We start from the raw sequence: 6,932 nt of genomic DNA, 5'->3' as shown, positions 1-6,932 counted from the left end.
CCGCCACCGGCTCACCCTGGTCGAGACGGTCGCGGCCGGCTGCTGGATGCGGTGGTAGAGAAGAGCGAGACGCGGGTGAGCGGGCTCGGGCGGTTGTAGGTTCACACGAAAAAGCGGCATGATGATTCAGGTGGTATCTACTCTCGCCATGCACCGCAAAGAGAGGGCTGTTTATGATCACGCAAAGAAAGGTGCCTGAGTTCAAGAGCGAAGCAGAGGAACGGGAGTTCTGGGAAAACCACGACTCCTCCGACTACATGGACTGGAGCCAGGCAGAACCCACTTCTTTTCCGAAATTGAAGCCATCTACGAAAACCATCTAGCTTCGTTTGCCTGAAGGGTTACTCGACCGAATCAAGATCGAAGCGAACAAGCGAGATATGCCCTATCAATCCCTGATCAGGGCTTGACTTGCGGATGATGTCAATGACAGCCGGCGGACCGGGTGAAACCGAGACCAGGGAAATCATGTGGGTGGGCGCCAAGCGATTACGCCGAGCTTGGTGGCTGGATGGATCGCGCCACGGAATGCTACTAATTCCTATTTGCATAGGGTAACGGATTGCCTTACGTTATTAGTGGAATTGATTCGCCACCAACTGACAACGTCCGACAGGAACCCTATGACTTCCCTACCCGTTCGCCTACCACTGACCAGCGCCATCGCCCTGGCCGCGTTGATTCCTGTAAGCGCTCTCGCCGCCGAGGATACGGTTACCCCCGAGTCGGTCGTCAGCCATTATGCCGACGTTGCCCATGCCACGTATGCCGATGCCCTGTCGGCAGCTCAGAAGCTCAACGAGCGCATTGATGCCTTGCTGAAGGCTCCCTCAGCCGAGACCCTTGCGGCGGCACGTCAAGCCTGGCTCGAAGCGCGTGTACCTTACCAGCAAAGCGAGGTCTTCCGCTTCGGTAACCCGATCGTCGATAACTGGGAAGGCCAGCTGAATGCCTGGCCGCTGGACGAAGGCATGATCGACTACGTCGCCAGCGACGATTATCAGCATGAGCTGGGCAATGCCGGTGCTACCGCCAACATCGTGGCCAATACTTCCATCGAGGTCGGTGGGGAGACGCTCGACGTCAGCGAGATAACGCCGGAATTACTCGCCGACCTGAACGAGGTAGGCGGTTCAGAGGCCAATGTGGCGACCGGGTATCACGCACTGGAATTCCTGCTCTGGGGCCAGGACCTCAATGGCTTCGACAGCGGCAACGGTGAGCGGCCGGCCAGCGACTACATGACCGGTGACGACTGCACCCATGGCAACTGCGACCGGCGGCGTGCCTATCTTGATGCGGCATCAGATCTGCTGGTGAATGACCTGGAGTGGATGGTCGCTCAATGGTCGCCTGACCAGCAGGAAAACTATCGCCAGGCACTGCTCTCAGAGCCCGCACAGGAGGGCCTCAGGCGGATCTTGTTCGGCATGGGCTCGCTGTCACTGGGTGAACTGGCGGGCGAACGCATGAAGGTCGCGTTGGAGGCTAACTCCTACGAGGACGAACACGACTGCTTCAGCGACAATACCCACAATTCGCATTTCTATAACGGCTTGGGGGTTCAGAACGTCTACCTGGGCGAGTACGAGCGCCTGGATGGCAGTGTCATCGAAGGTCCTTCCGTCGCGGACCTGGTGGCCCAGCAGGACGCTGAGCTCGACGCCACGCTACGCGAGCAGTTCGAAGCGTCCATGGCCGAGTTGGAGGACCTGAAAGTCGCGGCCGAGGCGGAGAGCTCTCCCATGGCCTTCGACATGATGATCGCTCCCGGTAATGAGCAGGGTGAAGAAATGATCAATGGTGCCATCCTGGCTCTGGTCACTCAGACCGGCTCTATCGAGAAAGTGGCGGGGACCCTCGGGGTCACCAGTCTGCAGCCTGACGATGCTGGCCACGCGTTCTGATACAGATTAGTCCCTGAACATGGCCGCCACCAGCCTCGCTGGTGGCGGCCTTCGTCGTTGAACACTTTCGTAACTTCAAGGCCTCCCAATGTCCCGACGCTCCCCCTTTGCCGCTGTCATGCTGGGCAGCGCCCTGGTCGCCTTGATGGCACTACCAGCGCATGCCGCCTTCCCTGTACAGACGACACCGGACAGCGGGGGCGAGGGCTCGGTGGCGCAGTTCGACCACAACGCCTATTCGCTTCCGCTGGGCAACATGTCGATGACTAAGCGCCTGGATTTCAGCGTCGGCAATAGCTTCTTCCGCAACCCCTGGGTGGAAGCGCCGGCCAGTACCGATGCCCGTGACGGGCTGGGCCCGCTGATCAATACCAACAGCTGTCAGGGTTGTCACATCAAGGATGGCCGTGGCCACCCTCCGAGCGGGGAAGAGCGTGCCGTTTCCCTGTTCCTGCGCCTGTCGTTGCCAGCGGAAGGCGCAGATGCAGAGGTACTGAAGCGTCAGGGCATCAATCCCCTGCCTCACTATGGTGGGCAGCTGCAGACGGCGGCCATCACCGGCTTCGACACCGAGGCCGACATGCAGGTTAGCTATACCGAGAAGACAATCACACTCGATGACGGTGACGTCGTCTCCCTGCGGGTTCCCGAATACCGGATCATCAACCCGGCCTATGGGCAGCTGCCTGACGAGCTGCTCACTTCGCCACGTGTCGCCCCGCCCATGATCGGCCTGGGGCTTCTCGAAGCCATCCCGGCAGAACGCATCACGGAGCGAGCCGACCCCGAGGACCGAGATGGTGACGGGATCTCGGGACGCATCAACCGCGTCTGGGATGAAGAGCGCGGTGAGACGGTGATGGGTCGCTTCGGTTGGAAGGCCGGACAGCCCTCCGTCGAACAACAGAACCTTCGTGCTTTCGCCGACGACATGGGTCTGACATCGAGCCTTTTCCCTCACACCGACTGCATGCCCAGCCAGGATTGCGCGGTGCTGCCTCACGGGGGAAGCCCGGAAGTGAGCGACGAGATCGCCGATTTCGTCGCCTTCTATGCCTCCAGTCTTGCCGTGCCCAAGCGTCGCCAGATGGAGGATCCGCGGGTGGTTGCCGGTGCCGAGACGTTCAACACCCTCGGCTGCGCGGCTTGCCATACTCCGCGACAGCGCACGGCCGCCGATGCCGCACGGCCCGAGCTCGCCGATCAGACGCTGTGGCCCTACAGCGACCTTCTTCTCCATGACATGGGAGAGGGGCTGGCGGATGGACGGCCGGAGTTCGAGGCGACCGGCAGAGAGTGGCGCACCCCGCCTCTGTGGGGCATCGGACTCGCCCAGAAGGTCAACCCGCAGGCTGGCTTCCTTCATGATGGACGAGCTCGCACGCTGGAAGAGGCGATTCTTTGGCACGGTGGTGAAGCCGGGCCCGCCGCCGCTGGCTACAGGGCCCTCTCCACGTCCAGCCGCCACGATTTACTTCGCTTCCTGGAGTCGCTGTGATACCTGAACTCACCGCAACCGCGTTCACGGGCCGTCGGGGGTCTAGCCGGGCTGCTGGCCCTGATGATGGCCGCCCCCTTGCCGGCAGCGATTGCCGACGAGCCACCCACCGCACGCGACCTTTGGCATGAGGCCATCGGTGACGGCTACGCCGAGCTGGCCAGCGATGCTCAGCGGCTCGCCGAACAGGCGACCGACTATTGTCACTCGCCATCAGCAGAGGGACGGGCAGCACTGGAGGACCTGTGGCTCGATGCCTACCAGGCGTGGCAGGCGGTTCGCTTCGTCAACTTCGGCCCGATCGAGCAACAGAGTCGGGGATGGCAACTGCAGTTCTGGCCCGATCGCAAGAACCTGGTGGGCCGCAAGGTCTCCGCTTGGCTGAAGGCTGATACAGCACCCACCATGCAGTCCATTGCCGACGACAGCGTGGCGGTACAGGGGTTTCCGGCACTGGAATATCTGCTGTTCGATGATGAGCTGGACACACCTCAAGCCCTGGCGGCACCACAGGCCTGTGGACTGCTATCGGCCATCACCAAGCACCTGGAAGCTACGACTCGCCAGCTGCATGACGACTGGCAAGCCTTTGGTGGGCATTACCGGGATACCGACACCTATACCCAAGCCACGCTGGAGGCCGGCCTGCAAGCCCTGGACGCCATGGAAACCTGGGCGGCTTGCCGACCCCCTTGGGCCTGACCGGCGTGGATCGCCGAACGCTGACCTCGCCGAGGCATGGAGAAGCCGGCGATCGGTCACGCTGATCGCCGCCAGCCTCTCCGGGCTGGAACAGGCCTGTCTCCCGGATTGCGCGTTCTGATGCAGCAGGCAGATCAGGAAGCGCTCTACGATGACTTCGCCGCCACGCTTGACCAGGCGCTGGATGAGGTTGACGACATTGAGGGCGGGATCGCCCGCGCGCTGGAGGAGCCGGCCGCCCGCTCCGCGGTGCAGGGCCTTTATGTCGAGGTGACCGCGGCTGAACTGGATGGGACCGTCGTAAGATCCTCTCTGCCCTGGGAGTCCACCCGAGGCTTCAACGCCAGCGATGGGGACTAGCATGTGGCAGCGACGTGAGTTCCTCAGAGGCGGCCCATCCGTGGGGGCTGGGTTCCCTCGGCTTGCCGCCTGCTTGGCTGGGCGCAGCGTGAGCGTCGGAACACCTGGCTGATGGAGTGCCGCGTCGACGATGCCCAGGGCCACCAGGCTTGCATCGGGTATCGGCCGGCCGCTGGGAGCCAGTTGCCGCATCCCCGTGCCGGAACGCTATCTGCCACAGCGGCTGTCGACGGCCGGGGCGTCCGCAGATCAGTGCTGCTCTCCAGGCGTCCAGGCCGATCGGCCCATGTGCTGGACGGCATCGAGGCAACGCGAGGTCACCCGTATCTACGGCCGGCCCTGCCTACCACTTCTATGGTCACGGCGCCTTCTCCCCGGACGGCCGGTACCTCTATGCCACCGCCAATCGGATCGAGGATGGCGCGGGGGTGATACGCGTCTTCGATGCCGGAAACGACTATGCCCTGGAAGGTGAAATCGACCTCGCCTGGCATCGGCCCCCACCAGCTGCGCCTGATGCCGGATGGACAGACGCTGGTCGTCGGGCTTGGTGGCATCCGGACTCATGCCTGGCTGCGGTCAGGTGAAACTCGATCGATGGATGGCGTGGCGCCGGCACCTGCTGCTGGCGGACCGGCCTGCGCGGCGAGGTCCTTGAGCGACGTGCCCCAAGCCATCATCAGGCTCGGCTGCCGTCGTCGTCGACGTCGCCCCTGACGGCAGCGTATTGGCGGGATATCAGTTCCAAGGCCCGGCCTGGGAACGGCAACCACTGCTGGCCTTTCGCGGGCCAGAGGGGACGTCATGCCGAGGATCGTCCTGCCCAGACGACCTCGCAGACGAGCTGCGTCACTACATTGCCAGCATCGCCATGGCACCCGATACCGCACGCGCGTTGATCACCGCCCCCCGAGGTCATCGGGTTCTGCTGCTGGATCGGACGAAGAAGGCTGATGGCAAGCCACCACCTCCCGGATGCCGCCGGCGCCCTGCCCGACGGTCGCGGTGGCTTCTGGGGTATCATCGGGCCAAGGAGCTATTTAGCGTTCCGGGCGACGGCTCGCCACCGCAGCGGATCGACGCCCTCGACCTGGAGTTGGGACAACCACCTGAGCTCATGCACTGCGCCTGAAACAGGGGCAGGCTACCTACTCCAGCAGGCGCCCCACGGGGCTGCCGATCAGGTAGATCATGGCGATGAAGTTGGCCACGTTACGGTAGCCGCGTGCGCGTGACCGGGCGGCTTGGAATAGCCCGTTCATGCCCTCCAGGCGTGCGTTGGTCAGCCCCGAGATCCAGCGCCTCACCACCTGCTCGGCATGCCGCTCCAGCGTCGTCAGGGCCTTCGCCATCGGCTTGAGCAGTGGCTGATCGGTAACAGCTTCTTGCATCACCTTGAGGTAGTTCGTGATCCGCCACCGGGCGGCCCGCGGCGTCGGGGCCTTCTGGATCCAGCGCAGCTTCTCCTTGATGACCCAGGCATCGGCGGTGGCGCCTCGATCGGCCATGAGCTCCTGGAGGGCGGCCAGTTGGTTGTCCGTCAGGTTGTCGTTATCGACGCGCTTCAGCACCGCCCACCGCAGCGCCTTGGGGTGCCCCTTCTCTCGGCGTTCCTTCTTGCGGACCTCGTCCAGGGCCTTGGTGAAGGTCTGCACGATGTGGAACCAGTCGACCGTCACCTCGGCATTGGGCAGGTTCTCGGCCACGCCGCTCAGGAACGCCTGAGACATGTCGCAGACCACCTCGACGACGTTGTCCGGGTTGCCGCCATGCTCTGCCAGGAAGGTGCTGAACGCCTTGATGGCGGCCTTGCCATGGCCGGGGACGGCGAAGAGCACCGGCTCCTGTTTGCGCTGCATGTCGAGAAACACGGTGACATAGCGATGACCCCGCCGTGAGGCCGTCTCATCCACGCCGATGGTGGCCACGCAGGACAGCTCCAGTTCACCCAGCATGCGGCCTACGTAGTGGTGCACGATGCGCCACAGGCGCTTGTCGGAGATCTCCAGCTGCCGGGAGACGGCCAGCACCGGCATCTCCTTGACCAGCGACATGGCGGCCTGCTCGAACAGCAGGGTGAAGTCGCTGCCAGGCCGCGCCCAGGGCACCTCGATGCGCTTGACGCCATGCTCGGGGCACTTGGTGCGAGGCACGCGGGCGTGCAGGTAACAGTGGTGCTGGAAGAAGTTCAGGTGCCGCCAGGTCTTGTCGGCGAAGTCGTGGGCCGGGCAGGCCTTGCCGCACTCCGGGCAGGGGTAGAGGCTGCCTCGTTCGGCCTCGACATAGAGATCCAGGCGGTGAGGCGAGACAGCGGTATCCAGGTGCTGGTCCTTGAGAATCCAGGGCGCTTCCAGCCCAAGGCCGAGGGTCAGAATCTGGGTGCCGTCCATGCCATGCCTCCTGTCGTCGTGGAGGCTCTATGCTGGCCCAGCTCAGGGGGCGAATTCCACACCCAACGACGAAGA

At 63.5% G+C, this 6,932-nt stretch carries 8 protein-coding genes and 1 pseudogene; 8 read left to right on the top strand and 1 reads right to left on the bottom strand.

Annotation, left to right across the window (positions count from 1 at the left end; translation table 11 throughout):
* The first annotated feature begins 173 nt into the window (after positions 1–173).
* From U5L98_RS04660 to U5L98_RS18675, 8 genes and pseudogenes are all read left to right on the top strand, one after another.
* Positions 174–410: pseudogene (locus tag U5L98_RS04660) on the top strand (BrnA antitoxin family protein).
* A gap of 213 nt (positions 411–623) precedes the next feature.
* A complete protein-coding gene (locus tag U5L98_RS04655; RefSeq protein WP_322557180.1) occupies positions 624–1,907 on the top strand; it encodes an imelysin family protein in 1,284 nt (427 codons plus the stop codon).
* An 88-nt stretch (positions 1,908–1,995) separates the two neighbouring features.
* Positions 1,996–3,405: a di-heme oxidoredictase family protein gene (locus U5L98_RS04650; RefSeq protein WP_322557179.1), complete on the top strand. Its 1,410-nt coding sequence runs from the start codon at positions 1,996–1,998 to the stop codon at positions 3,403–3,405.
* 63 nt (positions 3,406–3,468) lie between these two features.
* A complete protein-coding gene (locus U5L98_RS04645; protein ID WP_322557178.1) occupies positions 3,469–4,107 on the top strand; it encodes an imelysin family protein in 639 nt (212 codons plus the stop codon).
* A 120-nt stretch (positions 4,108–4,227) separates the two neighbouring features.
* The gene (locus U5L98_RS04640; protein WP_322557177.1) at positions 4,228–4,467 is read left to right on the top strand and encodes a hypothetical protein; all 240 of its coding nucleotides are present in this window, start codon (positions 4,228–4,230) and stop codon (positions 4,465–4,467) included.
* Positions 4,468–4,583: 116 nt separating this feature from the next.
* Positions 4,584–5,054, top strand: coding sequence for a DUF1513 domain-containing protein (locus U5L98_RS18685; RefSeq protein ID WP_416208175.1), 471 nt, complete (start codon positions 4,584–4,586; stop codon positions 5,052–5,054).
* Positions 4,984–5,184 carry a hypothetical protein gene (locus U5L98_RS18680; protein ID WP_416208174.1) on the top strand — a complete coding sequence of 67 codons (201 nt, stop codon included), beginning with the start codon at positions 4,984–4,986 and terminating at the stop codon, positions 5,182–5,184. Before U5L98_RS18685 ends, U5L98_RS18680 begins: the two co-directional genes overlap by 71 nt.
* Before the next feature lie 10 nt (positions 5,185–5,194).
* Positions 5,195–5,599, top strand: a complete 405-nt coding sequence (locus U5L98_RS18675; RefSeq protein ID WP_416208173.1) for a DUF1513 domain-containing protein — start codon at positions 5,195–5,197, stop codon at positions 5,597–5,599.
* A gap of 16 nt (positions 5,600–5,615) precedes the next feature.
* Here U5L98_RS18675 and U5L98_RS04635 read toward each other — a convergent pair whose 3' ends face one another.
* A complete protein-coding gene (locus U5L98_RS04635; protein WP_322557176.1) occupies positions 5,616–6,857 on the bottom strand; it encodes an ISL3 family transposase in 1,242 nt (413 codons plus the stop codon).
* Positions 6,858–6,932 lie beyond the last annotated feature (75 nt).

It is taken from the genome of Halomonas sp. (assembly GCF_034520545.1).
In the GTDB taxonomy this organism is placed as follows: Bacteria; Pseudomonadota; Gammaproteobacteria; order Pseudomonadales; family Halomonadaceae; genus Halomonas.
This window is presented reverse-complemented; position numbering and strand designations above follow the sequence as displayed.